The organism is Amycolatopsis thermoflava N1165 (assembly GCF_000473265.1).
Lineage (GTDB): Bacteria > Actinomycetota > Actinomycetes > Mycobacteriales > Pseudonocardiaceae > Amycolatopsis_E > Amycolatopsis_E thermoflava.
The window spans coordinates 1,672,388-1,698,530 of sequence record NZ_KI421511.1 but is presented as its reverse complement, the minus strand read 5'-3'; the positions used below and the strand labels follow the sequence as shown (position 1 = coordinate 1,698,530).

Sequence of the window (26,143 nt, the reverse complement as noted above, 5' to 3'; positions counted from 1 at the left end):
GGACAACGACATGGAAACCGAGAGCGACCAGCACGCTGCTTCAACCGACGTGATAAGCAGCGCGGCGCACGCCGCCCGCCTGGTCATGTTGGACACCATGGACGAGAAGATCCGGTACGCGTGCGAGACACTGGGTGAGCCGTCGACCTCCGACGTGCTGGCCTTCCTGGTGACCTACGGCGTGGTCACCAACCCCAAGCGCGAGCGTGCCGCGGTCGCGGAGAAGGTCGGCAAGTGGCGGGAGGAGCGCGGGCTCGGCGACACCGGGGACCTGCCGCGGCTGTCGGTGAAGATGCTGGCCGAGCTGGACGGCCGCAAGGAAGCCGACGCGGCTGCCGAGGCGGAGCCGCAGGGCGACGAGACCGACACGCCCACCGGGGAGATCACGGAGACCGCCGAGGCGGCCAAGCCGGCGAAGCGCAAGTCGCCGGAGGGGTCGCGCGGCTTCTACCTGGTGGCGTTCATGTCGCTGCTGGTCTCGGTGGACACCTCGTGGCGCTTCTTCGGGGAGAAGCTCGGGATCACCAACGTCTACGAGCGGGCCGCGATGTTCGCCGTGGTCGAGGTCGCGCTGATCGCGTGCGGGTTCGCGATGCGCGCCGAGATCCGCAGCCCCAAGGGCAAGCCGGGCCCGGCCCGGCTGATCCTGTGGGCGCTGTGCGCGGCATCCGGCTACATGGCCTTCGACCTGGCCGGCCCGGTGTCCGGCCTGGCGCGGGTCACGCTCGGCCCGGTCCTCGGTGTGGTCATGCTGCACCTGGCCCTGGGCATCGAGCTGCGGCACACCCGCGCCCGCGTCACCACCTGGTCGCGGGTCAGCCGTGAGCTCAAGGAGCGCTTCCTCTCCCGCCTCGGCCTCGGCGACGACGAGCGCGACGCCCTGGCCCGGACCCGGGACCGCGCGGCCCGCCGTGCCGCGCACCTGGCCCGCGCGTCCTGGTTCACGCCGTTCCGCAAGACCCGGCTGGACCGGGCCCTGCGGGCGGCCAACGCCGCGCACGACGACCGGATGCGCGCCCGGCTGATGGCGGAGCTGGCCGCGGTCCAGCACGCCGACGAGCTGCGCAGGCTGGACCTGGCCTCGCCGTGGTCGGACTCGCTGTCCAACAGCCTGAAGTTCCTCAAGCGCTGACAACTCGTCCCGTCCGGAAACGGCCGCGTGCCGCCACGAAATCGTGGCAGCACGCGGCCGTTCCGCTGTGGACGGTCAGCGCCCGGGGTGGTTCCGGCCCGGCTGCTCGGCCGCGCGGTGCCGGCCGGCCGCACGGAGGGGCCCGGCAGGTGGCCGACGTGCTCCGGACCGGACCTAGTCCGGAGTGGGCAGCCCGTGCGCCGCGAGCCAGGCGCTGGCCCGGCGGGGCGACGCGCGCGCCAGCCACGCGTCCTGGACGATCTCGGCCAGCTCGTCGTAGCCGAGCCGGCCGACGTCGGCCTCCCGCAGCAGCACCGACGGGTGCCCGCGGAAGTGGGGCGTGGTGAAGAACGGTGAGCGCTCGTCGGCGACGAGGGCCTCCTTGTCGGCCTCGGAGCCGACCCAGAACACGATCACGTCCGGGTAGCGCTCACCGGTCACCGGGTCGGCGGCGTCCGGGCGCGGGTTGCGGAAGAACACGAACGACCGGCCGCCGACCTGGTAGACGGGCCTGCCCCGGGTGCCTTCGACGCGCTGGACGTGCGGCATCGCCATGGCCAGGTCGTGCACGTCCTGGACCCGGGCGCGCCTGCCGGTCAGCCGACCGCCTCGTCGGTGGGCCCGAGGCCGGTCTCGTCGACCGACGACGTGCCCCCGCCGGCGAGGCGCTGCCGCAGCAGGGCCTTGCCCTGCTCGGCCCCCTTGCGGCTCTCGCCCTGCGCGCGGCGGAAGAACTCGGCCAGTTCGGTGTCGCCGTCCCGCTCGGCGTCGGCGATGTACTGCTCCAGGCGCAGCGCGTTGCTGAGGCAGGCCTCGACGAACCAGATGATGTTGTAATCCTTGTCCTGCGTGCCCGTGACGTGCCCGGTCTCGCTCGTCGACATCGGGTCCTCCTTCCGGGTTGACGGAAGTGGGTACCCACATCGAGCCCGGTCAAGCACGCTCCGGCCGATTTCCTCGCATCACCACCGCGGCGGTCGCCACCGGGCGGCGGCCACCTCGCGGATGACGCCGGCGATCTCGACCGGGTGCGACAGCATCACCAGGTGCGAGGAGTCGATCTACACGGTCGTCGTGCCGGCCCGCTGGTAGCCGAACCGCTCCACGTCCGGGCTGATCGATCTGTCCGAAGTGGACACCACGCCCCAGAGCGCCGGGACGTTCTCCTCGACCCCGGCCCCGGTGATCACCGCGCCGCCGTAGGAGTGGCCGACGAGCACGACCGGCCCGTCGATGGCGCGGACCACCGAGGCGAGGTAGGCGGCGTCGCCGGACAGGCTGCGGTTCGGCGCGGCCCGGACGCGCACGTCGAGGCCGGCGGCGAGCAGCTCGGGCACGACCCGGGCGAAGCTGGAGCCGTCGGCGAAGGCACAACGCCTGCCCGAAGCTCGGCGTGAGCGGGCGGCTGCGGGAGGTCGTCGGCGACCCGCCGTGAACCGGTCAGGAATCGAGAAGCGCAGGTCAGGGCGCGGCGAATACCGTTCCTGTCATGACCTCGATCAACACCATCACCCTGGAAGTGGCCGACACCGCGGCCGCCGAGCGCTTCTACACCGCCGCCTTCGGGCTCGGCTCCCGGCTCCGCCTGCGGGCCGCCCAGGAGCAGACCACCGGCTTCCGCGGTTTCACCCTCTCGCTCATCGTGTCCCAGCCCGCCGACGTGGAGCTGCTGTTCCAGTCCGCGGTGGACGCCGGCGCCACCGTCCTCAAGCCGGTCGCCAAGAACATGTGGGGCTGCGGCGGCGTCGTCCAGGCCCCGGACGGCACGATCTGGAAGATCGCCACCCCGGCGAAGAAGGACACCCGCCCCGCCTCCCGCGAGGTGCAGAACATCGTGTTGCTGCTGGGCGCGTCCGACGTGGCCGCGAGCCGCAAGTTCTACACCGACCACGGCTTCTCCGTGGCGAAGAGCTTCGCCCGCATGTACGTCGAGTTCGCCGCCGGGGAAGGCCCGATCAAGCTGGGCCTGTACCGCCGCCGCGCGTTGGCCAAGGACGCCGGGGTGCCCCCGGAGGGCAGCGGTGCGCACCGCATCGCGATCGGCGGTGACGGCGGCTCGTTCACCGACCCGGACGGGTTCGCCTGGGAGGCCACCACGTCCGCGGCGCTGTCCTGATGTGCCTGCACGAGCCGCCGGCGCACCTGCGGTCGGCGGCCGCCGGGGACGAGGCCCCTCAGCTCGCGGTCAGCGCGGTGACCAGTCCGGCCAGCCCGTCCACCCTCAGGTCGAACGAGTCGGACTCCGCGGGCGGGTCCCCGACCGGGCGGTGCACATAGGCGGTCCGCATGCCCACCGCCTGGGCGCCGCGCAGGTCCCAGGCGTGGGCGGCGACCATCAGCACCCGGTCCGGGGCGCAGCCGGCGACGTCGACGGCGTGCCGGTAGATCTCCGGCGCCGGCTTGTACGCCCGCACGTCGGCGCTGGACAGGGCCTGGTGCCAGCGCAACCCGGCGTGCGCGTTGAGCCGCAGCAGGGCGGCGTGGCTCGCGTTGGACAGGGCGAGCACGGGGAACCGCCGGGACAGCTGTTCGAGACCGGCGGCGGAGTCGGGCCAGGCGGGGTGCCGCTGTCCCGCGCCGGCCAGCCGGGCGATCACCGCTGGATCGCTGAGGCCCGCGCGGCCGGCCACCAGCCGGGCGGCTTCGGCGTCGAGGACCTCGGAGCCGGCGTAGGCGCGTTCGCCCCGCCCGATGCGCGCCTGCTCGGCCTCGATGTGCTCCTGCCACACGGCGAGGAGTTCGTCCCCGGCGGCCGGGGCCGCCTCGCGGATCGCCGCCCGCAGCCCGGACGGCTCGTCGACGAGCGTGCCGAGCACGTCGAAGACGACCACCTCGATGTCGTGGATGCCGGACACACTTCCCCCTCGTCACCAGTCGGCCTGGTGACGATCTTGCCCGTGCCGCGGGCGCCGGTCAAAACCGGCGGTCACTTCCGCACGCGGGCGAGGATCCGGTCGAGCGCGCGCCGCACCGCGTCCGGCATGCCGTCGCCGCGCAGGTCGTCGCGGAACTGCTCGTTCAGGCCGCCCGGCGTGGTGTGCCGGGCGGCCATCACGGTCAGCGAGTCCGGCCGTTCCAGCAGCGACCGGCCCAGCTCGCCGAAGACGTGCGTCACGAAGGCGTTCGCCGCGTCGTGGTCGACGCCCTGCCCGGCCATCCAGTCCACGACGGTCGCCAGGTAGTCCAGGTGCGCGGCGAACGTCGCGGTCGCGCCGAGGAACGTCTCCAGCGCCGCCTCGTCGCCGGGCACCAGCACACTGCCCACGCGCGTGAACAACTCGCGCGCCGCCGCGTTCTCCGGGTACACCACGGTCAGGCTGCGGCGCCGCGTGGCCTGGGGGAGCGGGATGGACCGGACCACCTCGCCTGCCGGCGCGGACCACGCCCGCAGCCGCTCCACCGGCACCCCGGACGTCGCGCTGACCAGCACGTGCTCCGGTCGGAAGGCCAGTTCCGCCAGCACTTCAGGCGCGACCGGCGCGGGCACCCCGAGCACGACCACCGGCGCGTGGTCCAGCACCTCCTGGTTGCTCGCGCACACCCGCACGTTCGGGAACCGCTCGGCGAGCGCGGCCGACACGGCGCGCCCGCGCGGCGACAGGAACACCTCCGGCGGATCCTCGCCCGTGCTCAGGCCCTCCACGATCGCGGCGGTGATCTCGCCCGCGCCCACGAACCCGTATCCCATCGTCAGACCGCCCGGAGATCCTCTTCGACCGCTGCCAGTTCGGCGGGGGTGCCCTGCACCTTGGGCCCGGTGAACCACGTGCGCGCCGAGGCGAACCACCACACCGCCGCGCCACCGAGCACGACGAGGAACGCGATCGGCGTGTAGTTGAACGTGCCGACCGTGACCGGGTAGGCCTGCGGCAGCATGAACAACACGAAGATGACCGCGACCCAAGCGGTCGCGACGACGCCGACCGGACGGCCCCACCGACCCAGGTGCCACGGTCCGCGCTCGAACTCCGTGCCCTTGCGCACCCGCAGGAACACCGGGATGACGTAGGCGACGTACAGCCCGACGGTCGCGATCGAGGTGACCGCGGCGTACGCGGTGGCGCTCCACAGGTAGGGCAGCGCGAGGACCAGCGCGCCGGCCGCGGCCAGCCACACCGAGTTCGTCGGTGTGCGGGTGCGCTTGTTGATGCGGTGCCACACGCGGGAACCCGGGATCGCGCCGTCCCGGGCGAACGCGTAGATCATCCGCGAGTTCGCCGTCACCGACGCCATCCCGCAGAACAGTTGCGCGCCGATCGCGATCAGCAGCAGGAACTTCCCGGTGGTCGCGCCCGCGGCGTCGAGGAAGATCTGCGCGGGCGGCACCCCGGTCGGCGAGTTGACCGCGCCGTCGTAGTCCTGGATCGCGAAGGTGAGGCCCAGCAACAGGATCCAGCCCGCGACGAGCGACACCAGGATCGAGTTGACGATCCCGCGCGGGCCCGCCGTCGCCGCGTTCTTCGTCTCCTCCGTCATGTGCGCCGAGGCGTCGTAGCCGGTGAGCGTGTACTGCGCGACCAGCAGCCCGAGCGCGAACACGTACGGCGCGAAACCCCAGCCGGTGTTGTTCACGAAGTGGCCGAACACGAACGACGCGGATTGGTGCTTCTCGGGCACGAACACCAGCACCCCGACGATCACCAGGACGCCGGCCAGGTGCCACCACACGCTGACGTTGTTCAGCACGGCCACCAGCCGCACGCCGAAGGTGTTCAGCAGCCCGTGCACCGCCAGGATGATCGCCAGCAGCAGGATCGTGTGCCCCGGCGTCGCGGCGAACCCGAACTGCAGGTCCAGGAACGCGTTGAGGAACAACGCGGCGCCGAAGTCGATGCCGGCGGTGACCGCGACCTGGCCGATGAGGTTGAACCACCCGGTGAACCACGACCAGGCCGCGGCCGAGCGCCGCGGCGCGAGCTTCGCCGCCCAGTAGTAGAGCCCGCCCGCGGTGGGATAGCTGGAGCACACCTCCGCCATACCGAGGCCGACGAGCACCACGAACACCCCGACCAGCGGCCAGCCCCAGACCATCGCGGCGGGACCGCCGGTGTCCAGGCCGAACCCGTAGAGCGTGAGGCACCCGGACAGGATCGAGATGATGGTGAAGGAGACGGCGAAGTTGGAGAACGCCGACATCGTCCGCCTGAGTTCCTGGGCGTAGCCGAGCTGGTGCAGCCGGGTGCTGTCGGAGTCCACGGGCTCACCTCGGTGTTCAGTTCACGGGTGCGGAAACGGTAGTGCTCACCCGCGCGGAGCGTCAAGGTCCACCCGGGTGTCCACAACGGACTCCGCTGCGCCGGTCGGCGGAACCTGGCGCAGCAGGCGGACGATCAGCACGGCCACGACGGCGAGCGCGGCGGCGCTGATCGCGGCGACCAGGTGCAGCCCGCCGGTGAACGCCTCGCGCGCCGGGGCGAGCAGCGCCGCGGCCAGGTCCGGGGGCAGGTCGCGGGCGGCGGTGACCGCGTCGGCGAGGCTTTCCCGCGCGGCGCCGGCGGCCCCGGCCGGAACGGTCGCCGGCGGGGTGAAGCGGCTGGTGTAGACCGCGGCGCCGATGCTGCCGAGCGCGGCGAGCCCGAACGCGAACCCGAACTGGCCGCTGGTCTCGTTGAGGGCGGCGGCGGAGCCCGCCTTCTCGGCCGGCGCGGAGCCCATGATCAGGCCGGTGCTCAGGGTGACCAGCGGGCCGGAGCCGAGGAAGATCAGCGCGAACCCGGTCGCCACGGTGCCCGGCCCCGACGCGGCGCCGGTCCGGGTGAGCACGATCAGCCCGCACACCGAGACCACCAGCCCGGCGCCGATCAGGTACGCGGGCCGGAACCGGCGCGCGAGCACCGGCGACACGACGAACGACACGGTGTTCGCGGCGATCGCGGGCATCATCCACAGCGCCGCGCCGAGCGGGGAGAGGCCTTCGACCAGTTGCAGGTCCTGGGTGATGAACAGCATCAGCGCGCCCATCAGCAGCGTGCCGGACATCATCGCGCCCAGCGCCGTGCTGAACGACCGGTTCGCGAACAGCCGCAGGTCCAGCAGCGGGTGCTCCAGGCGGCGTTGCCTGCGGGCGAACAGGACGGCGAACCCGATCCCGGCGGCCAGGCTCGCCAGCGGCAGCGGCCGCCAGCCGTCCTGGGCCAGTTCCTTGAGCCCGTGGATCGCCGGGATCACCGCGGCCAGCGACAACGCGACGCTGACCAGGTCCGGCTTCCCGGCGTCCGGGTCGCGGTACTCGGGCAGCAGGACCGGGCCCGCGACGAGCAGCACCGCCATCGCGGGCACGCCGAGCAGGAACACCGAGCCCCACCAGAAGTGCGCGAGCAGGGCGCCGCCGGCCACCGGGCCGATCACCGCCCCGGCCGAGAAGCACATGCCCCACAGCCCGATCGCCAGCCCCATCTGCCGCGGGTCGCGGAAGAGGGTGCGGATCAGCGACATCGTGGACGGCGCGAGGACGGCGCCGGCGACCCCGAGGACCGCGCGGGCCGCGATCAGCATCGCGGGGGTGGACGCGAAGGCGGCGGCGATCGAGGCGGCCCCGAACGCGGCCGCGCCGATGAGCAGCAGCTTCCGGCGGCCGATGCGGTCGCCGAGCGTGCCCATCGTGATGAGGAACCCGGCCATGAGGAAGCCATAGACGTCGGTGATCCAGAGCTGCTCGACGCTGCTCGCGCCCAGGTCGGCGGTCAGGTGCGGCAGGGCGAGCAGCAGGACGTAGACGTCGATGGAGACGAGCAGGGTGGGCAGGGCGAGCACGGCGAGCGCGAGCCACTCCCGCCGTCCGGCCTTCGCCGGGATCGCGTGGGTCATTCCAGGTCCTTCCGGTCCGCGGTGGTTTCCACGGACAGGTCGGAGCGGCCGCCCGGTTCTCGACATCCGGCGCGTGGCGGGTGGGGTTGGCTGTGTCCGGTGGCGGGCCACCCGGTGGGTGGCAGTGGGGTGGTGCGGGTGGTGTGTCCGGCGGGGCGGCCCGGCTGCCGGGGTCGGGGCGCCCCGCTGCCGGCTCGTCCGGATCCCGCGGATGATCGGTGGTCACTGCCGGGTGTGCGGGAGCCGCGGGGTCACGACATCCGGCGGGGTGGCGGGTTGGGGATCCCGTGTGTTGCCGCCCGGTGGGTGGCCTCGGTGGTGTGTCCGGCGGGGCGGCCCGGCTGCGGGGTCGCGGCGCCCGGCCTGCTGCCGGGTCGTCCGGGTCCCGCGCAGGCGGCGACTGCCGGGTGTGGGCGGCCGCCGGGGCCCCTGCTCCCCGGCGGCCGCCGCGCTCAGTTCGCCGCCACTTGCGCGAACCGCTGAGTTCTCGACACCCGGCGGCCGCGGCTTCGGGCTGGCTGGATCAGGTGTCGTGCCGCCCGGCGGGTGGCCGTCGGTGGTGCGGTGTCGCAGGTGGTGTGTCCGGCGGGGCGGCCCGGCTGCGGGGTCGCGGCGCCCGGCCTGGTGCCGGGTCGTCCGGGTCCCGCGCAGGTGGCGACTGCCGGGTGTGGGCGGCCGCCGGGCCCCTGCTCCCCGGCGGCCGCCCACGCTCAGTTCGCGGCCATCTGCGCGAACCGCCCGGTTCTCGACACCCGGCGGCCGCGGCTTCGGGCTGGCTGGATCCGGTGTCGTGCCGCCCGGCGGGTGGCCGTCGGTGGTGCGGCGTCGCAGGTGGTGTGTCCGGCGCGGCTGCGGGGTCGCGGCGACCGGCCTGCTGCCGGGTCGTCCGGGGCCCGCGCAGGTGGCGACTGCCGGGTGTGGGCGGCCGCCGGGGCCCTTGCTCCCCGGCGGCCGCCGCGCTCAGTTCGCGGCCACCTGCGCGAACCGCCGGGTGACGCGGGCGTCCGTGGACACCACGGGCGACTCCGTGCGCACCCAGCCCTCGCCGCCGAAGTAGCGCCGCACGATCTGCTCCGCCGTGCGGGTCGCCACGGCCTGGCTGGTCAGCGTCGGGTTGGGGCCGCCGAGCGCGTTGGCCAGCGCCGAGTTGTCGGCGACGAACAGGCGCCGCACCCAGCGGGCCTCGGCCGCGTCGTCCAGCACCGAGTCGCGTTCGGACAGTCCCATCCGCATCGACGAGTGGACGTGCAGGATCAGCGGCGGCCAGTCGATCCGGAACACCTTCCGCGCCCCGGCCGCGCGGACCACTTCGACCGCCTTGCGGGCCAGGAACTCCCGGTTCGCCACGGTGCGCGCCGAGCGCGCCCGCTGCCGCATCTCGACCTTCGCCACCGGCCCGTGCTCGTCCGCGGGCAGCGCCGACAGCGTCGCCCGGTTGTGCGGCTCGACGTCGTCGTCGGTCATGATCAGGATGTTGAACAACCGGTCCGCGCCGTGGGTCAGCACCTCCTTGAGCTCCTCGCCCATCAGCCGCCCGGTGGGGCCGTCCCACGGCCCCGTGAAACCGCGTCCGTTGCCGTACTGCCCGCGGATCCCGCTGTCGGAGAAGGTGAGCGCGAACTGCTGGATCGCCGGCGGCAGCCCGACGTTCATGATGCCGCCGCGGCCGGGGAAGTCCGCCCGCGCCGCCGACGCCGCGCCCTTGGTGGACCCGGTGTAGTCGTCGAACAGGCCGATCACCCAGTCGAAGTAGTGGTCGGTGTAGCCGCGGCCGACCCAGTCGTTGGGGTTGGGCAGCCCGCTGTTGAACCACAGCCGCGGGTTCTCGGTGCAGCCCGCGGACAGCACCACGACCCGGGCGTCCTCGGTGTGCTCCTCGCCCGTGGTGACCGAGCGCCACGACACCCCGGTCGCCACCGTCTCGCCGCCGCGCTGCTCGGACCGGATGCGGGTGACGAAGGCGTCGGTGACCAGCGAGACCGGCTTGCCGTGCGGCGACCACGCGTCGGCGGTCAGCGCCATCGGCATGTACGAGTTGTCCGCGGACCGCTTCGCCGCCATCGTGCGCGGCGCGCCCGCCGGGTGCTTGCAGCCCTGGAAGCAGTAGCCGCAGAAGGTGCAGCCGGTGGCCAGCGGCCACTGCACGCGCGGGTCGTCGTGCCCGCTGAACCGGCCCGCGGTGCCGCCCGGCGGCAGGATCGCGTTCTCCTGCGGCCGGTAGGAGTCGGCGGTCGTGGTCTTCGTGGTCTGCAGCGCCATGCCGAGCTTCTCGCAGCCGCGGAAGAACACCGACTCCTTGGTGCCCATCGCCGCGGTGTGCACCGGCAGGGTGGCCTCGACCCATTCGTAGTAGGGCACCAGGTCGGCGTAGGTGAACGGGAAGAGGTGCGCGGTGTCGTAGGCGGCCGCGTCGCTCCCGTCGTACCCGGCGAACACGCCCGGGTAGGCGCGCGGCGAGTTGCCGAAGTAGTGCTGCGTGGTGCCGCCGACCCCGGCCAGCTGCCACAACAGCGAGTTCTGCGGGGTCTCGCGGAACCACGCCGGCCGGGAGCGGTCCGCCGGTCCGAACCGCATGAACCCGGTGAGCGGGTTGTTCGCGTCGTTCTCGTAGTGGGTCCAGTCGGTCTCCGGGTCGGCGTACCCGCCCGCTTCGAGGACGAGCACGTCCAAGCCGCGGCCGGCCAGTTCCTTGGCGACCACCGAGCCGCCCGCCCCGGCGCCGATGACGATGACGTCACGCATCAGACGTTCTCCACCTTCGTGCGGCCCTGGTAGTACCCGAGGAAGTCGTCCCAGCCGTGCACCACGCCGTGCGGCTGGTAGCCGGACAGCTGCCAGCCGACCGGGCGGGCGCTGATCGTCTTCGTGGCCGGGTCGAACACCGCCCACTCGCAGCTGCTGCCGTACGCGGCGAACTCCAGCACCGCGCCGGCCACGAACTGCAGGACCCCGGACACCGAGGCGCGGAGCGGCTCGGGCAGGTTCGCGTCCAGCAGCGCGACGAGCCCGGCGTGCGGGCCTTCGAGCTGTTCGAAGACGCGGCACTTGTCGGCGTAGGACAGCCGCGCGAACGGGGAGAGGAACGCGCCGCCGAGCGCGAGCGGGTTCACCTCGGTGGCGACCAGGTTCAGCAGCATCGCGATCAGCGAGGACAGCGGCAGCGTGTCGTCGTTCTCCAGCAGCGTGCGCAGGGCCGTGTCCAGTGTCCGCACGCCGCTGAGCGGCAGGTCCAGCAGCGCGGACGGCAGTGGCGTGCCGGACAGCCCGGTGGCCAGGCTCTGGGTGAGCGGCGTGGCGAGCTGGTCCGGGAACGGGACGTACTCGTCGAGTGCCTTGATCAGGAAGTCGGTGGCCCTGGCCTCCAGCGCGCCCGGTTCGGTGCGTGGCGTGCCCTGGGCGCGGGAGTAGGCGTCCGGGCCCGGGCAGGTCATCACGACCAGCCCGTTGAGGGTGTCGCGCGCGAGTTCGGCGAGCACCGGGCGGAGGGCGGCGACCACGTCGGTCAGGCCCGCGGCGCGGACCGGTCGCGGTGCGGCCGTGGCGGTCCCGGGGAGCAGGCTCCCCGCGGCGACCGCGGCGCCCAGCACGCCGATCCTGGCCAGGAAGGCCCGGCGGCCGACGTCGTTGTCAGCGTGTGGCATCGATGTTCTCCTGTGGTGGGCGGCGCGTGCCCGGCGGCGGTGCCGGGATTGCGCCGGATGGCGCAATCCTCGGTGAACCGTTCACCGCAGCCCATGTCCCCGGCGACAACTCGTCACCGCGGGGTTTTGTGCCGGGGAACAAAGCGGGCGCATCTAAGCTGCCGGGGTGCCAACGGACAACTCGGGCATCGACGCCCTGGTCACCGCGCTGCTCGGCGAGCTCGACGACCTCGCCGACGCGGTTTCCGAACGCATCCGCCGCGAGGTCGTGCTCTACCAGGCCGGTGATCCGGTGCCTGCCGGGTCGCTGCGGCAGTCGGTGCGGGACAACGCCGAGCTGATCCTGCGGCAGTTCGTCAGCGAGCACGCGCCCGACCTGTCCGCGCCGTGGGCCACCGGACGCGAGCGAGCCCAGCAGGGTGCGCCGTTGCCGGAGGTGGTGCGGGCCTACCGCGTCGGGTTCGCGCACCTGTGGGACGCGCTCGTGGCCAAGGCGCGGGCGTCCGAGGTGGACGACCGGGTTCTGGTCGACTTCGCGGCGACGGTGTGGCGGCTGGTCGGGACCTACACCGACGCGATGGCCGACGCCTACCGGGACACCGCGTCGCAGATCATGCTGGAACGCGAGCACGAGCGGTCGATGCTGGTCGAGGCGCTGTTCACCGGTGTGCTCGGCAGCCAGGACACGCTGTGGGAGGCCGCGCAGACGCTGGGACTGCCGGTGGAGGGCTGCTTCGTGGTCGTGGCCGCCGAGAACCCGGAGCTGGGGAAACGCTCTCTGGTGGGCATCGAGCCGCGGCTGCGGGCGGGCGGGATCCGTTCGGCGTGGCGGCTCTCGCCCGAGGAGCACATCGGTGTGCTGGCGCTGCCGTACCCGTCGCTGGGGGAGCGGCTGCCGGACCTGCTGCGCGGCCGGGCCACCTCGCGGATCGGCCTCAGCCCCGCCTACCCGCACCTGCGGGAAACTCCGCGGGCGTTGCGGCTCGCGCGGCTGGCGCTGGGCACCCTGCCGCCCGGGCGGGCCGACGTCGCGCCCTGGGACGACGCGCCGGTGGCCGTGCTGATCGCCGCCGCGCCCGGGGAGGCCGAGCGGGTCGCGAGCACGGTGTTCGGCCCGCTGCTGGACCTGCCGACCGCCGACCGGAAGGTGCTGGTCGACACCCTCGACGCGTGGTTCGCCTGCGGCGGGTCCGCCGCGGAGGCGGGCAAGCGGCTCTACTGCCACGCCAACACGGTGCGCTACCGGTTGCGGCGGGTCGAAGGGCTCACCGGGCGCGGGCTAGGCGATCCGAAGGCGGTCGCCGAACTGGCGACGGCGCTGCAGGTCGTGCGGCTGCTGCCGGTGCGCGGCTGACGCTACGGTCGGGTGATGACCGATGACGCAGGCTCCCGTCCCGCGGCATGGCGGGACGGGTGGACCGAGGGGCCGGACCCGCTGTTCGGCGAGCCCGGGCAGCGGACCGGGAACTACCGGACCCTGACCTACGAGGTGACCGGGCGGATCGCCCGGATCACGTTCGACCGGCCGGAGCGGGGGAACGCGATCACCGCCGACACCCCGTTCGAACTGGCCGACGCGGTGGAACGCGCCGACCTCGACCCGGGTGTGCACGTGATCCTCGTTTCCGGGCGGGGCAAGGGTTTCTGCGGCGGCTACGACCTGTCGATCTTCGCCGAGCAGGGTGCGGCGCCGGAAGGCCAGGACCGCGCCGGGACCGTGCTGGACGCCGCCGCGCAGGCACGCAACCACGACCCGTCCCGGCAGTGGGACCCGATGGCCGACTACGCGCTGATGAGCCGGTTCAACCGCGGCTACGCCAGCCTGCTGCACGCGAACAAGCCGACGGTGGCGAAGCTGCACGGGTTCTGCGTGGCGGGCGGCACGGACATCGCGCTGCATTGCGACCTGATCGTGGCCGCCGACGACACCCGGATCGGCTACCCGCCCACCCGGGTGTGGGGCGTGCCCGCGACCGGGCTGTGGGCCCACCGGCTCGGCGACCAGCGCGCGAAGCGGCTGCTCTTCACCGGCGACCTCATCACCGGGCGGCAGGCCGCCGAGTGGGGGCTGGCGGTGGAGTCCGCGCCGGCGGACCGCCTGGACGAGGTGACCGAGGAGCTGGTCGCCAGGATCGCGCTGCTGCCGGTGAACCAGCTGATGATGGTGAAGCTCGCGCTGAACAGCGCGCTGACCACGCAAGGCATCCACAACTCGGCGATGATCAGCACCGTGTTCGACGGCATCTCCCGGCACACCCGCGAGGGCTACGCCTTCCAGGAGCGGGCGCGGAGTGAGGGTTTCCGCGCGGCGGTGCGGGAGCGGGACGAGCCGTTCGGGGATCAGAAGCGCGGGTGATCGAGCCGCCGGGCGCGCCGGTCGGTGACGGCGAGCCAGGCGATGGCGAAGGTGTCGCCCTCCGGGAGGCCCACCGCGACGTCGCCCGGACGCGGCGCGCCCGCGACCCACAACCGCCGACGGCGCAACAGTTCGGCCGCGACGTCCGGCGCGCAGTACTCGATGTGGAAGCGACCGCGCAGCCCGTCCGGGAACACCACCCACCCGGACACCGGCCCGTCGACGTCGGTGGCCATCGTCGCGGCGGTGATCGAGGTCCACGGCCCGGCCGCGAGCAGCCGCACCGCGCGCGCAACCCGGGCCCGCCACAGCGCCGCGGCCCCGACGGCGAGCAGGATCGGCGCCGCCAGCACCCACGGCAGAGCCCCGCCGACCAGGACGACGGCGGCACCTTCGAGCGCGACCCCCGCGGCGACGACGGCCGCGAACGCGACCGTGCGCAGACGCAGCCTCCGTTTCAGCGAGGACCGGGACGGGGTGCGGGTCGCGCGGGCGACCCTGAGGGTGGCGCGGGCGAACTCGTCACCCCCGGGCTGTCCGGCCAGGACCTTCCCGGGAGCGGCCGCGGTGACGTGGAGCGTGCCGGCGCGCTCGAACTCCCTGATCAGCTCGCGCGGGCTGTCGTGCAGCGTGAAATACGCCCGCGTGCCGTCCGGGAAGGTCACGGTTCCCGTCTCGCCGGAGCCGGCGTCGAACCGGGCGGGAAGCGCGGTTCGCGGACCGGCGAGCAGCCGGAGCGTCCGCACGGCCCGTCCCCAGCGCACCACCAGGACCACCACCAGGCCCACCGCGAGAGCGGCCACGAACGCGGCGTACAGCACGTCCGTCCCGTGCGGCGGGTGATCGATCAGTCCGATGAGGACGGCCACGACCCCGAGCAGCGCGAACGGGAGCGCGACGATCGTCCGGTTGCGGCTCGCCCGCACCCACGAGCGCGACCACGGCCGCGACTCCCACTCGCCGGTGACCCAGGACGGCACCCGCCGGACGAACACCAGCACCAGCGTCGCGGCGAAGCCCGCCGGAAGCCCCACCGCGGCGGTCGAATCCCACCCGCCGCCGGCCAGGTGCACCGCGGCGACCACGGCGAAGACCGCGAACAGCCACCACCGCGGACGCCACCCGCGTTCCTCCACCGTCTCCTCCACTCGTCTTCGCGCGCAGCCTAACCGGCCGCGCGCGGAGACGAGTGATCATTTTCCGCGGATCAGACCTCGGCCGACTCGACGTTCCGCGCCCTGGCCTTCGCGGGCCGGGTGCGCGGCCCGAAGATCGCCAGCACGACCGCGCCCACCATCCAGGTGCCCGCGATGAACAGGAACACCGCCTGGTACCCGCTGCCGTTGTACAGCGACGACACGATCAGCGGCCCCGCCGCGTTGGACAGCCGTCCGAGTCCGTACGACACGCCGGTGCCCAGGGAGCGGCCGCGCGTGTCGAACAGCTCCGGCGAGTACGCGTACCCGAGTGCGGTGTAGCCGCGCTCGAACAGGTTCACCAGGAACCCGAACACGACGATCAGCAGGGGGTTGAACGTCAGCCCGTAGCACAACCCGCACAGCGCGATGACCGTGCCGAACACCACCAGGCACCACTTGCGCTCGAACCGGTCGGTGACCAGTGCGGCCAGGTACGACCCGAGCGGCGCGCCGACCGTCGTGAGCGCCACGTAGAACACCGACTTCTCGACGCTGAAACCCTCCTTGGCCAGCAGCGTCGGCGCCCAGCTCGAATACCCGAAGAACCCGATGGTCTGCGTCACCCACAGGACGGTCAGCAGCAGCGTCGGCAGCAGGTACTTCTTGCGCAGCAGCAACCGCAACGGCGCCTTGGCCACCGGGGCCTCCTCGACCGGCGGCGCCGGCTCCGGCAGCGGGCCCTTCTCCGCGGCGACCTGCGCCTCGATCTCCCGCAGCACCGCGTCGGCCTTCGCGTGGTCGCCGCGGCTTTCGTACCAGCGCGGCGATTCCTTGAGGTGCCGCGTGAACAGCACCAGCAGCACGCCGAGCGCGCCCCACAGGTACACCAGCCGCCAGGACCAGTCGTTGATCGGCACCACGGCGCTCGCGATCAGGTTGGTCACCGGCGTGCCGCAGATGCCGATCACGATCGCGTAGGCCTGGTACTTGCCGCGGTTGGCCGCCGGGTAGAGCTCGTTGACGTAGATGACCGCGACGACCGTCATCGCCGACAGCCCCGCCGAGGTCAGGACGCGGAACACGCCCAGCGACACGATGTCCCAGGAGAACACGGCCGCGAACGAGAACACGCCGAACCACACGGTGGTCAGCAGCAGCGCGTTCCTGCGGCCCCAGCGGTCGGCGATCGTGCTCGCCACGATCGACCCGAAGAACATGCCCACGAACGACAGCGAGGTCACGTACGCGACCTGGTCGACGGTCACGCCCCACAGCTTGATCAGCTTGGGCGCGGTGGTCGCGAAGCTGTTGATGTCGGCGAACTCGAAGAAGTAGGCGAACGCGACCGCGAACAGGGTCATCTTGTGGAACCGGCCGATCGGCAGGCGGTTCAACCGGTTCAGCGCGTTGGCGTGCTGCATTGCATGCCTTTCCGGGGAAGGGGGAGGCTCAGGCGGTTTCGCCGGGCCAGTAGAGGCGCATCGGGTTGTCGACGAGCAGTTTCCGCTGCAGCGCGGCGGTTTCGGCGATCCGCGGGACGTGGTCGACGAGCAGACCGTCGTCGGGCATGTGGTCGGTGAGGTTGGGGTGCGGCCAGTCCGTGCCCCACAGCACGCGGTCCTCGAACTCGGTCACGACGCGGCGGGCGAAGGGCACCACGTCGGTGTAGGCGTGGCGTTCGCCGTGCAGCGCCGGGGGACCGGACACGCTCAGGCGCTCCGGACAGCTCACCTTCACCCACACGTCGTTGCGCTCGACGAACCGCAGGAACCGGCCGAACTCCGGGCCGTCCACGGGTTTTCGCACGTCCGGCCGTCCCATGTGGTCGACCACGAGCGGCGCGGGCAGCGACCCGAAGAAGTCCGCCAGCTCGGGCAGGTCGGCGGCCTCGAAGTAGAGCACCACGTGCCAGCCGAGCGGCGCGATCTTCCTGGCGATCGTGCTCAGCGCCTCGTGCGGGGCGGCGTCGACGAGCCGTCGCACGAAGTTGAACCGCACACCGCGCACGCCCGCCGCGTCCAGCTCGCGCAGCTCGGCGTCACTCACCTCGGGGCGGACGGTCGCGACCCCGCGGGCCCGCCCGCCGGAGGCCCGGACGGCGTCGACCATCGCGGAGTTGTCCGCGCCGTGACAGGTGGCCTGCACGATGACGTTGCGGCTGACGCCCAGGTGGTCGCGCAGCGCGAAGAGCTGCTCCTTACTCGCGTCGCAGGGCGTGTACTTGCGCTCCGGCGCGAACGGGAACTCCGCCTGCGGGCCGAACACGTGGCAGTGCGCGTCCACGGTGCCCGGCGGCAGCCGGAAGCGCGGGGTGGACGGGTCGGCGTGCCAGTCGAGCCAGCCCGGGGTCTTCGGCGCGGTCACCGGCCCTGGCCTTTCAGCAGCGCGTCCAGCCGGGGGTAGACCCGGCGGGCGTTGTGCTCCCTGATCGCGGCCCAGTCCTCTTCGGACAGGTTCGCGGCTTCGGCGTAGCGCCGGGTGTCGTCGAAGTGGTGGCCGGTGCGCGGGTCGACGCTGCGCACCGCGCCGATCATCTCCGAGGCGAACAGGATGTTGCGGGCCGGGACGACCTCGAAGAGCAGGTCCGACCCCGGCTGGTGGTAGACGCAGGTGTCGAAGAAGACGTTGTTCAGCACGTGCTCCTCCAGTTCCGGCTTGCCCAGCGCCATCGCCAGGCCGCGGAACCGGCCCCAGTGGTAGGGCACCGCGCCGCCGCCGTGCGGGATGACCAGCCGCAGCTGCGGGAAGTCGCGGAACAGGTCGCCCTGCACGAGCTGCATGAACGCGGTGGTGTCGGCGTTGAGGTAGTGCGCGCCGGTGGTGTGGAAGGCGGGGTTCACGCTCGTGCTCACGTGCACCATGGCCGGGATGTCGTATTCGACCATTTTCTCGTAGATCGGGTACCACGAGCGGTCGGTCAGCGGCGGGGCCGTCCAGTGGCCGCCGCTCGGGTCGGGGTTGAGGTTCAGTGCGACGGCGCCGTACTCCTCGACGCAGCGGGTGAGCTCCGGGATGCAGGTCACCGGGTCGACGCCGGGGGACTGGGGGAGCATCGCGGCCGGGACGAACCGCTCCGGGTACAGCGTGCTGACGCGGTAGCACAGCTCGTTGCAGATCGCGGCCCACTCGGCGGAGGTCTCGAACCCGCCGATGTGGTGGGCCATGAACGACGCACGCGGGGAGAAGATCGTGAGGTCGATGCCGCGCTCGTCCATCAGCCGCAGCTGGTTGGGCTCGATCGTCTCCCGCAGCTCGTCGTCGCTGATCCGCAGGCCGGCGCGGGCCGGCGCGGGGCCGGAGCCGTCCAGCGCGGCGATCTGCTGGTCGCGCCACGCCGCGAGGGCGGGCGGGGCGGTCGTGTAGTGGCCGTGGCAGTCGATGATCAAGGTCGTTCCTCGCACGTCGTCGTTCTCTGCCCAGCACACTAACGGTCGACGAAATTGTTCACAATCTCTCCGTCAAAATTGGTGCGACGGATCTGGCTCTTGTGGAGCGGGCACGGACTGGGTTACAGTGGGCCTTGATCTCCCGGATGCTGGCCGAGCCGCCCGCGGGATCGTCCTTCCTCTCTCTGCGACCCCCTCTCTCTGCGAACGCCGAGTCCGGGTCGTCCCGTTCCGGCGCTGTCCGCGCCGTCTTCCCTTGGGAGCACCACCATGCCCTGTCACGGCATTCTCGACATCCACGGCAAGAGCGCCACCCTCGGCGGCACCACTGTCCCCTTCGGACTCGTCCGGGCGCATGGCCTCCGGCGCGGCGACGAGATCCTGCTGGAGGGGCAGGAACTGATTTCCGTCAACGGCGCCGATCCCGGCGGCCGCCGTCCCGAGTTCGACCGGCTCACCCCGGTTCACCCGGACGAGCGGCTCGTGCTGGAGACCGGCCGCCACCAGCTCACCACCCGCGTGCTCGACCTCGCCGCGCCGATCGGCAAGGGACAGCGCGCGCTCGTCGTCGCGCCGCCGCGCACCGGGAAAACCTCTGTCCTGCAAGCGATCGCGCACGGCGTCGCCACCAACCACCCGGACGTGCGTGGGAGGAGCTGGCCGCGCCGCGCACGGCCGTGGCCGCGACCAGCGATGGTGAGGTGGTGTCGTTCTCCGCGCGCTCCCGGGATGACACGGGGGTGTTGCTGTGGCTGCACGCGCGGGAAGACCGCACCGCGGTCGACGTTCTACTGAGGCACGTCCTGGATGAGCTGCGTGAGCACCGGTGGTGGAGGCGTTCAGCTTTGCCACCGCCCTCGGGCTCGGCCTGGAGGCGCTGCCCGTGGGCACCGGCCGGTGACCGCGCGGCGCTGGTCGAGGCCGGGTTCGTCGGCACCGATCTGTGGCGGTCCATGAGGTGCCCGCTACCGAGCTCGGCGCTTCCGAAGTGACCTTGTTCGTCGACGATGACGAGCCTGGCGGTGAGCGGGATCGGACGCCGGCCAACCGGCTCTACGACGCCAGCGGGTTCATCGAGTACCAGATCCGCCGCCGCGATCCCGGGCCGGCCCTGTCCGCCGGGCAGAGCGGGGGACCTTCGGCCCTATGACGCCTCACCGGCCCGGGTGACGCTGAACTGCGGCAGGACTCCCCGACCCGAGGTCGCGGCATGGCGGAACGAGCCGGCACCACCACCAATCGCGGCGCCGGAGCGCTGGAACGCGCCGGACGGCGCTGTGCGGCGCACCCCTGGCGCGTGGTGGCGGTGTGGCTGCTCGTCCTGGTCGGCGCGACGGTGGCGAACGCGCTGGCGGGCGGCATCTACAGCGACGACTTCACGCTCCCCGGGTCCGAGTCCGGCCGTGGGCGCACCGTCCTCACCGAAAACGGCGTCGTCGGCGGGTCGACGACCGCCCGGGTGGTCTTCACCGTGGACACCGGCTCCGTGGGCACCAGCGAAGCCGCCATCGAGCAGTCCGCCGCTGCGGTGCGTGCCGTGCCGCACGTGGTTTCGGTGTCGGATCCGCTCTCCCCCGCGACCACCTCGCCCGACGGGCGTACCGCGTTCGCCACCGTGCAGTTCGACGACAAGCCGGCGAATCTGGGCGAGGACCTGGTCGACAACATCGACAACGCGACGAACCCGGCCCGCGCGGCGGGGGTCGGCGTCGACTATGCCGGCACCCTCGGCGAGGCGGCCGAATCGCACGCCGGTGACCTGCGCTCGGAACTGATCGGCATCGTCGTCGCGCTGCTGGTGTTGCTGGTCGCGTTCGGCAGCGTGCTGGCCGCCGGGCTGCCGGTTCTCACCTCGATCATCGGTGTCATCACGGGTCTTGGCCTGCTCGGGCTGCTCGCCGGCTGGGTCACGTTCGCGACGGCGTCACCCACGCTGGCGATCATGATCGGCCTCGGCGTCGGCATCGACTACGCGCTGTTCCTCACGACCCGGTTCCGCCAGCGCCTCCTCGACGGCGAGGACCCGGTGACGGCGGCCGGCCGCACGGTCGCCACCAGCGGGCGGTCCATCCTCATCGCCGCGACCACCGTGGTGATCGCCTTGATGGGCCTGTTCGCCGTCGGTGTCGCCTTCATCGGCAAACTCGGGCTCGCTGCCGCCATCACCGTCGTCGTGGCCGCCATCGCCGCCACCACCCTCGTCCCCGCGCTGTTGGGCCTGGCCGGACGCCGCATCGACCGCTGGCACGTGCGGCGTCCGGTGGCCGAGCAGTCCGCCGACGGATCCGAAAGCGCCTGGCACCGGTACGCGGTCCGGATCGACCGGCACCCGTGGTGGTACCTGTGCGGCGGCGTCCTGGTCGCGGGTGTGCTGGCGATCCCGGCGTTCTCCATGCAACTCGGGCACATCGACCAGGGCGCCGACCCCGGGGGGAGCACGACACGGCTGGCTTACGACGCGCTCGGCGCCGGGTTCGGTCCCGGTGTGAACGGGCAGTTCACCGTGGTCGTCATGCCCGGTGGAACCGTCTCCCGTGACACGCTGGCGGCATCGGTGCAGCAGGCGCTCGCGACGACCCCCGGCGTCGCCTCGGCCACTCCGCTCACGGCGAGCCCGGACGGTGCCGTCCTGTTGTCGACGGTCACGCCGACGACCGGGCCGCAGGACGCCGCGACCGATGAGCTGCTGACCAGGCTCCGGACGCAGACCCTGCCGCCGGTGCTGGCGGGATCGACCTCCTACGTCACCGGCATGACCGCGGGGCAGCTCGACTTCCGCGACGTGGTGGCCGCCAAGCTGCCGCTCATCATCGGCGTCGTGGTGGCAGCGGCGTTCGTGTTGCTGCTGCTGTCCTTCCGCAGCCCGGTGCTCGCCCTCAAGGCCGCGGTGCTGAACCTGCTGTCGATCGCCGCCTCCTACGGCGTCATCGTCGCGGTGTTCCAGTGGGACTGGCTCGGGTCCGTGTTCGGGGTGCCCGAGCCGGTGCCGATCGAGTCCTACGTGCCGATGATCATGTTCGCGATCGTGTTCGGGCTGTCCATGGACTACGAGGTGTTCCTGCTCTCGCGCGTCCACGAGGCGTGGCTGCGCACGCGGGACACCCACCGGAGCGTCGCCGACGGGCTCGCGGTCACCGCACGTGTGATCACCTCGGCCGCGCTGATCATGATCTGCGTCTTCTTCGCGTTCCTGACCTCACCGAACGTGGTCATCAAGATCCTCGCGCTGGGCCTCGGCGTGAGCGTGCTGATCGACGCCACGCTCATCCGCCTGGTCATCGTCCCGGCGGCGATGTTCCTGCTCGGCAAGTACAGCTGGTGGCTGCCCGGCTGGCTGGACCGCACCCTGCCCCACCTCGAACCGGAACCCGAACTCGAAGCGGCCCGGACCTGAGGTGTGCTGTGCGACGTCTTCGGAACCGACCCGCCCCAGCTCGATCAGTTCTGGACGAACGCGAGCAGAAAGCTCCGCTGAGTCCTCGTTGGTCTTGACGACCAGGACGGATTTGCGGCCTTCGAGGCCGTCGGCGAGGTAGCCGCGGAGCACCGGCAACGCCGAGCTCCGGCTCGACCGCGCCCTCGCCGGCCACCGCGTGTACCCGGCGATCGACCTGTTCGCGTCCGGCACCCGCCGCGACGAGCTCCTGCTGTCGCCCGCGGAGCTGACGGTGATGACGGAGGTCCGGCGCGCGCTGGCGGGCCAGGACCCCCGGCGCGCCACCGGGCAGTTCCTGGAGCAGCTCCGCACGACGCGATCGAACGCGGAGTTCGTCGCGCGGGCGTCGGCGACCCTGCCCGCGCCCGCGGCGGCCTGAGTGCGCCGGAAATAGGAGGAACTCCGGCGGGTCCGCCGCTACGCTCCGGCCCGTGAGCGCACTCTTCTGTGACCTCCCGCTGGCCGAGCGCATCGAACGCGCCGAAGCGCGGCGGATGGCCGAAGCGACCGAGAAGGCGCGGAAACGGCCCGGCTCGGCCGCGTTCGTGCTGCCCGTCGCCGGGGGAGTGGCGACGTTCGCCGAGGCCGGGTCGCCGTTGAACAAGGTCGCCGGTCTCGGGTTCGGCGGCGTGCCGGACGCGGAGTCCCTGGCGGGCGTCGAAAAGGCCTTCGCCGCGGTGGGCTGCCCGGTGCAGGTCGAGCTCGCGCACCTCGTCGATCCCGCGATCGGGGCGGCGCTCACTGCCCGCGGGTACCGGCTGGAGTCCTTCGAGAACGTGCTGGGCCGGGACCTACGGAGTGGACTGGACCGCGTCGCGCCGCCGGGCGTGGAGATCCGGCCGAGCGGCGACGACGAGTTCGCGGCCTGGCTCGACGTCGCGGCGGACGGCTTCGGCCACCCGGACGACCAGGATCCGCCGTCCGACCAGCAGTTCCCGCGCGAAGTCCTCGCGCGGGCGGTGCGCGACCTCGCCGGCGACGGCGTGCGGCGGTACACGGCGGTGTGCGACGGGGTCGTCGCCGGTGTGGCCAGCATGTGCGTGGTGGACGGCCTGGCCCAGTTCACCGGAGCCGCGACCCTGCCCGGCCACCGGCGGCGGGGCGTCCAGACCGCCCTGCTGTCCGCCCGGATCGCCGACGCGGCCGGGGCGGGCTGCGACCTCGCCGTCGTGACCACCCAGCCGGCGTCCCGATCGCAGCACAACGCGCAGCGGCAGGGGTTCGAGCTGCTGTACACCCGGGCGGTGCTGGGTAGGCTGCCCGCAGTTTCGTGAAGGGAACCGTCCAGGGCGAAGATGTTCGACTTGCTGCGCGACTTCCTGCGCGAGCAACCGAGTGGTGCGGTTCGACATCGACTCCCCGGACGTGACCGCCCTGCGCCATGATGCACCGAACCACGGCCCGATCGGCTGCGAACCGGACACCGTCCGTGCTCGCCACGACACTAACGTGGACCCTAACTTGATTTGTTCCAGACAAGTGCTCTAGGGTCTGCCGCGTGACGTCGGAGGACTTCGAGGCGCAGCTGCGGGCTGTCTCGTTGCGCGTGACCCGGCCCCGCCTGGCGGTGCTGTCCGCGCTGCGCGACAACCCGCACGTCGACACCGAGAAGGTGATCGAGCTGGTGCGTGCCGCCCTCCCGACCGTCTCGCACCAGGCCGTCTACGACGTCCTGCGGGCACTCACCGACGCCGGGCTGATCCGGCGCATCCAGCCGGCCGGCGCGAACGCCCGCTACGAGTCCCGGGTGGGCGACAACCACCACCACGTCGTCTGCCGCTCCTGCGGTGCGATCGCCGATGTCGACTGCACCGTCGGCCACGCCCCCTGTCTCACCGCCTCGGACGACCACGGCTTCGTGATCGACCAGGCGGAGGTCGTCTTTTGGGGCGTGTGCCCCGACTGCTCGGCCGCCGCAGTTCCCAACGAAACCGCCAGCTCGGAAGGCAAGTAGATGAGCGACACCCAGGACAACACCCCCTCGAGCGCGCAGGGGGTGGACAAGAAGGCGGCGGCCGGGTGCCCGGTCGCGCACGACTCGGTGACCTCGCACGGCAGCGAGAGCGAGAACCCGGCCATCGACTCGCCGACCCCGAAGTCGAGCGGGCGTCCGCGGACCAACCGCGACTGGTGGCCCAACCAGCTCGACCTGTCGGTGCTGCACGCCCACGACTCCAAGAGCAACCCGCTGGGCAAGGACTTCAACTACGCCAAGGAGTTCGCCAAGCTCGACGTCGACGCCCTCAAGCGCGACATCGAGGAGGTGCTCACCACCTCGCAGGACTGGTGGCCCGCCGACTTCGGCCACTACGGCGGCCTGATGATCCGCATGAGCTGGCACTCCGCGGGCACCTACCGCATCCACGACGGCCGCGGCGGCGCCGGTGACGGCGCGCAGCGCTTCGCCCCGCTGAACAGCTGGCCGGACAACGCCAACCTGGACAAGGCGCGCCGCCTGCTGTGGCCGGTCAAGCAGAAGTACGGCCAGAAGATCTCCTGGGCCGACCTGCTCGTGCTGGCGGGCAACGTGGCACTGGAGTCGATGGGCTTCAAGACCTTCGGCTTTGGCTTCGGCCGCGAGGACGTCTGGGAGACCGAAGAGGTCTACTGGGGCCCCGAGGACGACTGGCTGGGCGACGAGCGCTACGTGACCGACTCGGAGATGGTGCCCGAGCTCGGCGCCACCGAGATGGGCCTCATCTACGTCAACCCGGAGGGCCCGCGCGGCAGCGCCGACTACATGGCGGCGGCGCACTTCATCCGCGAGACCTTCGGCCGCATGGCGATGAACGACGAGGAGACCGTCGCCCTCATCGCCGGTGGTCACACCTTCGGCAAGACCCACGGCGCGGGCGTCGCCGACGACCACGTCGGCCCCGAGCCGGAGGCCGCCCCGCTGGAGGCGCAGGGCCTCGGCTGGCTGAGCACCCACGGCAGCGGCAAGGGCCCGGACACGATCACCAGTGGCCTCGAGGTGACGTGGACCGACAAGCCGACCCAGTGGAGCAACCGCTTCTTCGAGATCCTGTTCGGCTACGAGTGGGAGCTCACCACGAGCCCCGGCGGCGCCAAGCAGTACGTGGCGAAGGACGCTCCGGAGATCATCCCGGACCCCTACGACCCGAACAAGAAGCACAAGCCGACCATGCTGACCACGGACCTGGCGCTGCGGTTCGACCCGGTCTACGGCAAGATCTCGCGCCGGTTCCTGGAGAACCCGGACGAGTTCGCGCTGGCGTTCGCCAAGGCCTGGTACAAGCTGCTGCACCGCGACATGGGCCCGGTCACCCGCTACCTCGGCCCGTGGGTTCCGGAGCCGCAGCTGTGGCAGGACCCGGTGCCTGCCGTCGACCACGAGCTCGTGGGCGAGTCGGACATCGCCGCGCTGAAGGCGAAGGTCCTGGAGTCCGGCCTGACCACCCAGCAGCTGGTCACCACCGCGTGGGCGTCGGCGGCGAGCTTCCGCTCCACCGACAAGCGCGGTGGCGCGAACGGCGCCCGCATCCGGCTCGAGCCGCAGCGCAACTGGGAGGTCAACCAGCCCGAGCAGCTCGCGCCGGTGCTGGAGAAGCTCGAGGCCATCCAGCGCGAGTTCAACGAGGCGGGCGGCGCGAAGATCTCGCTGGCCGACCTGATCGTGCTGGCCGGCTCGGCCGCCGTCGAGAAGGCCGCGCGGGACGCGGGCGTCGAGGTGACCGTGCCGTTCCACCCGGGCCGCACGGACGCCAGCCAGGAGCAGACCGACGTCGAGTCGTTCAAGGTGCTGGAGCCGCGTGCCGACGGGTTCCGCAACTACCTGCGGGCCGGCGAGAAGCTCCAGCCGGAGGTGCTGCTGGTCGACCGCGCCTACATGCTGGACCTGACCGCGCCGGAGATGACCGTCCTGGTCGGCGGCCTGCGTGCGCTGGGCGCCAACTACGGCGGCGCCAAGCACGGTGTGCTCACCGAGCGTCCGGGCGTGCTCAGCAACGACTTCTTCACCAACCTGCTCGCGCCGGGCACCCGGTGGAAGGCGTCGGAGTCGGAGGAGAACGTCTACGAGATCCGCGACGTGGCGACCGACGAGCTGAAGTGGACGGCCACCCCGGTCGACCTGATCTTCGGCTCCAACTCGCAGCTGCGGGCCCTCTCGGAGGTCTACGCCAGCGACGACGCGCGCGAGAAGTTCGTCAACGACTTCGTCGCGGCCTGGACGAAGGTCATGGAACTGGACCGGTTCGACCTGGCCTGATCCAGTCTCCGCAAG

The 26,143-nt window shown here is 72.3% G+C and carries 24 protein-coding genes; 11 read left to right on the top strand and 13 right to left on the bottom strand.

What is annotated here, in order from left to right:
• Positions 1 to 97: 97 nt before the first annotated feature.
• A complete protein-coding gene (locus AMYTH_RS0108495; protein ID WP_228684644.1) occupies positions 98 to 1,132 on the top strand; it encodes a hypothetical protein in 1,035 nt (344 codons plus the stop codon).
• Positions 1,133 to 1,306: 174 nt separating this feature from the next.
• On the opposite strand, the gene AMYTH_RS0108490 is transcribed toward AMYTH_RS0108495, so the two are convergent.
• The 3 genes from AMYTH_RS0108490 to AMYTH_RS49475 all read right to left on the bottom strand — a co-directional run bounded on the left by AMYTH_RS0108490 (position 1,307) and on the right by AMYTH_RS49475 (position 2,469).
• Complete coding sequence (locus tag AMYTH_RS0108490) at positions 1,307 to 1,702, bottom strand: MmcQ/YjbR family DNA-binding protein (protein WP_208722495.1); 396 nt, start codon at positions 1,700 to 1,702, stop codon at positions 1,307 to 1,309.
• 26 nt (positions 1,703 to 1,728) lie between these two features.
• On the bottom strand, positions 1,729 to 2,016 hold the full coding sequence (locus tag AMYTH_RS0108485) for a hypothetical protein (protein WP_027929950.1): 288 nt from the start codon (positions 2,014 to 2,016) through the stop codon (positions 1,729 to 1,731).
• 177 nt (positions 2,017 to 2,193) lie between these two features.
• Positions 2,194 to 2,469: an alpha/beta fold hydrolase gene (locus AMYTH_RS49475; protein ID WP_051362590.1), complete on the bottom strand. Its 276-nt coding sequence runs from the start codon at positions 2,467 to 2,469 to the stop codon at positions 2,194 to 2,196.
• A gap of 152 nt (positions 2,470 to 2,621) precedes the next feature.
• Here AMYTH_RS49475 and AMYTH_RS0108475 point away from each other — a divergent pair, with 152 nt between their 5' ends.
• Positions 2,622 to 3,248, top strand: a complete 627-nt coding sequence (locus AMYTH_RS0108475) for a VOC family protein (protein WP_027929949.1) — start codon at positions 2,622 to 2,624, stop codon at positions 3,246 to 3,248.
• Positions 3,249 to 3,306: 58 nt separating this feature from the next.
• On the opposite strand, the gene AMYTH_RS0108470 is transcribed toward AMYTH_RS0108475, so the two are convergent.
• From AMYTH_RS0108470 to AMYTH_RS0108445, 6 genes are all read right to left on the bottom strand, one after another.
• Entirely contained in the window at positions 3,307 to 3,987 is a 681-nt protein-coding gene (locus AMYTH_RS0108470; protein ID WP_027929948.1) for a haloacid dehalogenase type II, read from the bottom strand.
• 71 nt (positions 3,988 to 4,058) lie between these two features.
• On the bottom strand, positions 4,059 to 4,820 hold the full coding sequence (locus tag AMYTH_RS0108465) for an NAD(P)-binding domain-containing protein (RefSeq protein ID WP_037322410.1): 762 nt from the start codon (positions 4,818 to 4,820) through the stop codon (positions 4,059 to 4,061).
• A gap of 2 nt (positions 4,821 to 4,822) precedes the next feature.
• Positions 4,823 to 6,328, bottom strand: coding sequence for an amino acid permease (locus AMYTH_RS0108460; protein WP_027929946.1), 1,506 nt, complete (start codon positions 6,326 to 6,328; stop codon positions 4,823 to 4,825).
• A gap of 45 nt (positions 6,329 to 6,373) precedes the next feature.
• Positions 6,374 to 7,939, bottom strand: a complete 1,566-nt coding sequence (locus AMYTH_RS0108455) for an MFS transporter (protein WP_027929945.1) — start codon at positions 7,937 to 7,939, stop codon at positions 6,374 to 6,376.
• A 960-nt stretch (positions 7,940 to 8,899) separates the two neighbouring features.
• On the bottom strand, positions 8,900 to 10,681 hold the full coding sequence (locus AMYTH_RS0108450; RefSeq protein WP_027929944.1) for a GMC family oxidoreductase N-terminal domain-containing protein: 1,782 nt from the start codon (positions 10,679 to 10,681) through the stop codon (positions 8,900 to 8,902).
• On the bottom strand, positions 10,681 to 11,580 hold the full coding sequence (locus tag AMYTH_RS0108445) for a hypothetical protein (RefSeq protein ID WP_027929943.1): 900 nt from the start codon (positions 11,578 to 11,580) through the stop codon (positions 10,681 to 10,683). The genes AMYTH_RS0108450 and AMYTH_RS0108445 overlap by 1 nt, the downstream gene beginning before the upstream one ends.
• Positions 11,581 to 11,746: 166 nt before the next feature.
• On the opposite strand from AMYTH_RS0108445, the gene AMYTH_RS0108440 reads away from it, so the two are divergent.
• Positions 11,747 to 12,934, top strand: coding sequence for a PucR family transcriptional regulator (locus AMYTH_RS0108440; RefSeq protein WP_027929942.1), 1,188 nt, complete (start codon positions 11,747 to 11,749; stop codon positions 12,932 to 12,934).
• A 15-nt stretch (positions 12,935 to 12,949) separates the two neighbouring features.
• Positions 12,950 to 13,936: a crotonase/enoyl-CoA hydratase family protein gene (locus AMYTH_RS0108435; RefSeq protein ID WP_027929941.1), complete on the top strand. Its 987-nt coding sequence runs from the start codon at positions 12,950 to 12,952 to the stop codon at positions 13,934 to 13,936.
• Here the strand turns inward: AMYTH_RS0108435 and AMYTH_RS0108430 are convergent.
• The 4 genes from AMYTH_RS0108430 to AMYTH_RS0108415 all read right to left on the bottom strand — a co-directional run bounded on the left by AMYTH_RS0108430 (position 13,921) and on the right by AMYTH_RS0108415 (position 18,476).
• Complete coding sequence (locus AMYTH_RS0108430) at positions 13,921 to 15,072, bottom strand: hypothetical protein (protein ID WP_228684642.1); 1,152 nt, start codon at positions 15,070 to 15,072, stop codon at positions 13,921 to 13,923. The genes AMYTH_RS0108435 and AMYTH_RS0108430 overlap by 16 nt on opposite strands.
• A 71-nt stretch (positions 15,073 to 15,143) precedes the next feature.
• The gene (locus AMYTH_RS0108425; protein WP_027929939.1) at positions 15,144 to 16,496 is read right to left on the bottom strand and encodes an MFS transporter; all 1,353 of its coding nucleotides are present in this window, start codon (positions 16,494 to 16,496) and stop codon (positions 15,144 to 15,146) included.
• Between the two features lie 28 nt (positions 16,497 to 16,524).
• Positions 16,525 to 17,439 carry an amidohydrolase family protein gene (locus AMYTH_RS0108420; RefSeq protein WP_027929938.1) on the bottom strand — a complete coding sequence of 305 codons (915 nt, stop codon included), beginning with the start codon at positions 17,437 to 17,439 and terminating at the stop codon, positions 16,525 to 16,527.
• Positions 17,436 to 18,476 (bottom strand): amidohydrolase family protein, encoded by a 1,041-nt coding sequence (locus tag AMYTH_RS0108415; protein ID WP_228684640.1) that lies wholly within the window; start codon positions 18,474 to 18,476, stop codon positions 17,436 to 17,438. Before AMYTH_RS0108415 ends, AMYTH_RS0108420 begins: the two co-directional genes overlap by 4 nt.
• A gap of 255 nt (positions 18,477 to 18,731) precedes the next feature.
• Here AMYTH_RS0108415 and AMYTH_RS44290 point away from each other — a divergent pair, with 255 nt between their 5' ends.
• The 7 genes from AMYTH_RS44290 (at position 18,732) to katG (ending at position 26,128) form a co-directional block, all read left to right on the top strand.
• Positions 18,732 to 19,256, top strand: a complete 525-nt coding sequence (locus AMYTH_RS44290; protein ID WP_228684638.1) for a hypothetical protein — start codon at positions 18,732 to 18,734, stop codon at positions 19,254 to 19,256.
• A gap of 193 nt (positions 19,257 to 19,449) precedes the next feature.
• Complete coding sequence (locus tag AMYTH_RS49865; RefSeq protein ID WP_157360560.1) at positions 19,450 to 19,611, top strand: hypothetical protein; 162 nt, start codon at positions 19,450 to 19,452, stop codon at positions 19,609 to 19,611.
• 60 nt (positions 19,612 to 19,671) lie between these two features.
• Entirely contained in the window at positions 19,672 to 21,855 is a 2,184-nt protein-coding gene (locus AMYTH_RS0108400; RefSeq protein WP_027929936.1) for an MMPL family transporter, read from the top strand.
• 199 nt (positions 21,856 to 22,054) lie between these two features.
• On the top strand, positions 22,055 to 22,276 hold the full coding sequence (locus tag AMYTH_RS0108395) for a hypothetical protein (RefSeq protein WP_027929935.1): 222 nt from the start codon (positions 22,055 to 22,057) through the stop codon (positions 22,274 to 22,276).
• Between the two features lie 52 nt (positions 22,277 to 22,328).
• Positions 22,329 to 23,171, top strand: a complete 843-nt coding sequence (locus AMYTH_RS0108390; RefSeq protein WP_027929934.1) for a GNAT family N-acetyltransferase — start codon at positions 22,329 to 22,331, stop codon at positions 23,169 to 23,171.
• 224 nt (positions 23,172 to 23,395) lie between these two features.
• On the top strand, positions 23,396 to 23,851 hold the full coding sequence (locus AMYTH_RS0108385) for a Fur family transcriptional regulator (RefSeq protein WP_027929933.1): 456 nt from the start codon (positions 23,396 to 23,398) through the stop codon (positions 23,849 to 23,851).
• On the top strand, positions 23,852 to 26,128 hold the full coding sequence (katG, locus tag AMYTH_RS0108380; RefSeq protein WP_027929932.1) for a catalase/peroxidase HPI: 2,277 nt from the start codon (positions 23,852 to 23,854) through the stop codon (positions 26,126 to 26,128).
• Positions 26,129 to 26,143 lie beyond the last annotated feature (15 nt).

What these genes read in the sequence shown, in the direction of transcription:
- AMYTH_RS0108455 (WP_027929945.1), bottom strand. Translation starts at nt 7,939, where the DNA reads ATGACCCACGCGATCCCGGCGAAGGCCGGACGGCGGGAGTGGCTCGCG.
- AMYTH_RS0108475 (WP_027929949.1), top strand. Translation starts at nt 2,622, where the DNA reads ATGACCTCGATCAACACCATCACCCTGGAAGTGGCCGACACCGCGGCC.
- AMYTH_RS0108425 (WP_027929939.1), bottom strand. Translation starts at nt 16,496, where the DNA reads ATGCAGCACGCCAACGCGCTGAACCGGTTGAACCGCCTGCCGATCGGC.
- AMYTH_RS0108400 (WP_027929936.1), top strand. Translation starts at nt 19,672, where the DNA reads ATGGCGGAACGAGCCGGCACCACCACCAATCGCGGCGCCGGAGCGCTG.
- AMYTH_RS0108450 (WP_027929944.1), bottom strand. Translation starts at nt 10,681, where the DNA reads ATGCGTGACGTCATCGTCATCGGCGCCGGGGCGGGCGGCTCGGTGGTC.
- AMYTH_RS0108445 (WP_027929943.1), bottom strand. Translation starts at nt 11,580, where the DNA reads ATGCCACACGCTGACAACGACGTCGGCCGCCGGGCCTTCCTGGCCAGG.
- katG (WP_027929932.1), top strand. Translation starts at nt 23,852, where the DNA reads ATGAGCGACACCCAGGACAACACCCCCTCGAGCGCGCAGGGGGTGGAC.
- AMYTH_RS44290 (WP_228684638.1), top strand. Translation starts at nt 18,732, where the DNA reads ATGCCCTGTCACGGCATTCTCGACATCCACGGCAAGAGCGCCACCCTC.
- AMYTH_RS0108465 (WP_037322410.1), bottom strand. Translation starts at nt 4,820, where the DNA reads ATGGGATACGGGTTCGTGGGCGCGGGCGAGATCACCGCCGCGATCGTG.
- AMYTH_RS0108485 (WP_027929950.1), bottom strand. Translation starts at nt 2,016, where the DNA reads ATGTCGACGAGCGAGACCGGGCACGTCACGGGCACGCAGGACAAGGAT.
- AMYTH_RS0108435 (WP_027929941.1), top strand. Translation starts at nt 12,950, where the DNA reads ATGACCGATGACGCAGGCTCCCGTCCCGCGGCATGGCGGGACGGGTGG.
- AMYTH_RS0108495 (WP_228684644.1), top strand. Translation starts at nt 98, where the DNA reads ATGGACGAGAAGATCCGGTACGCGTGCGAGACACTGGGTGAGCCGTCG.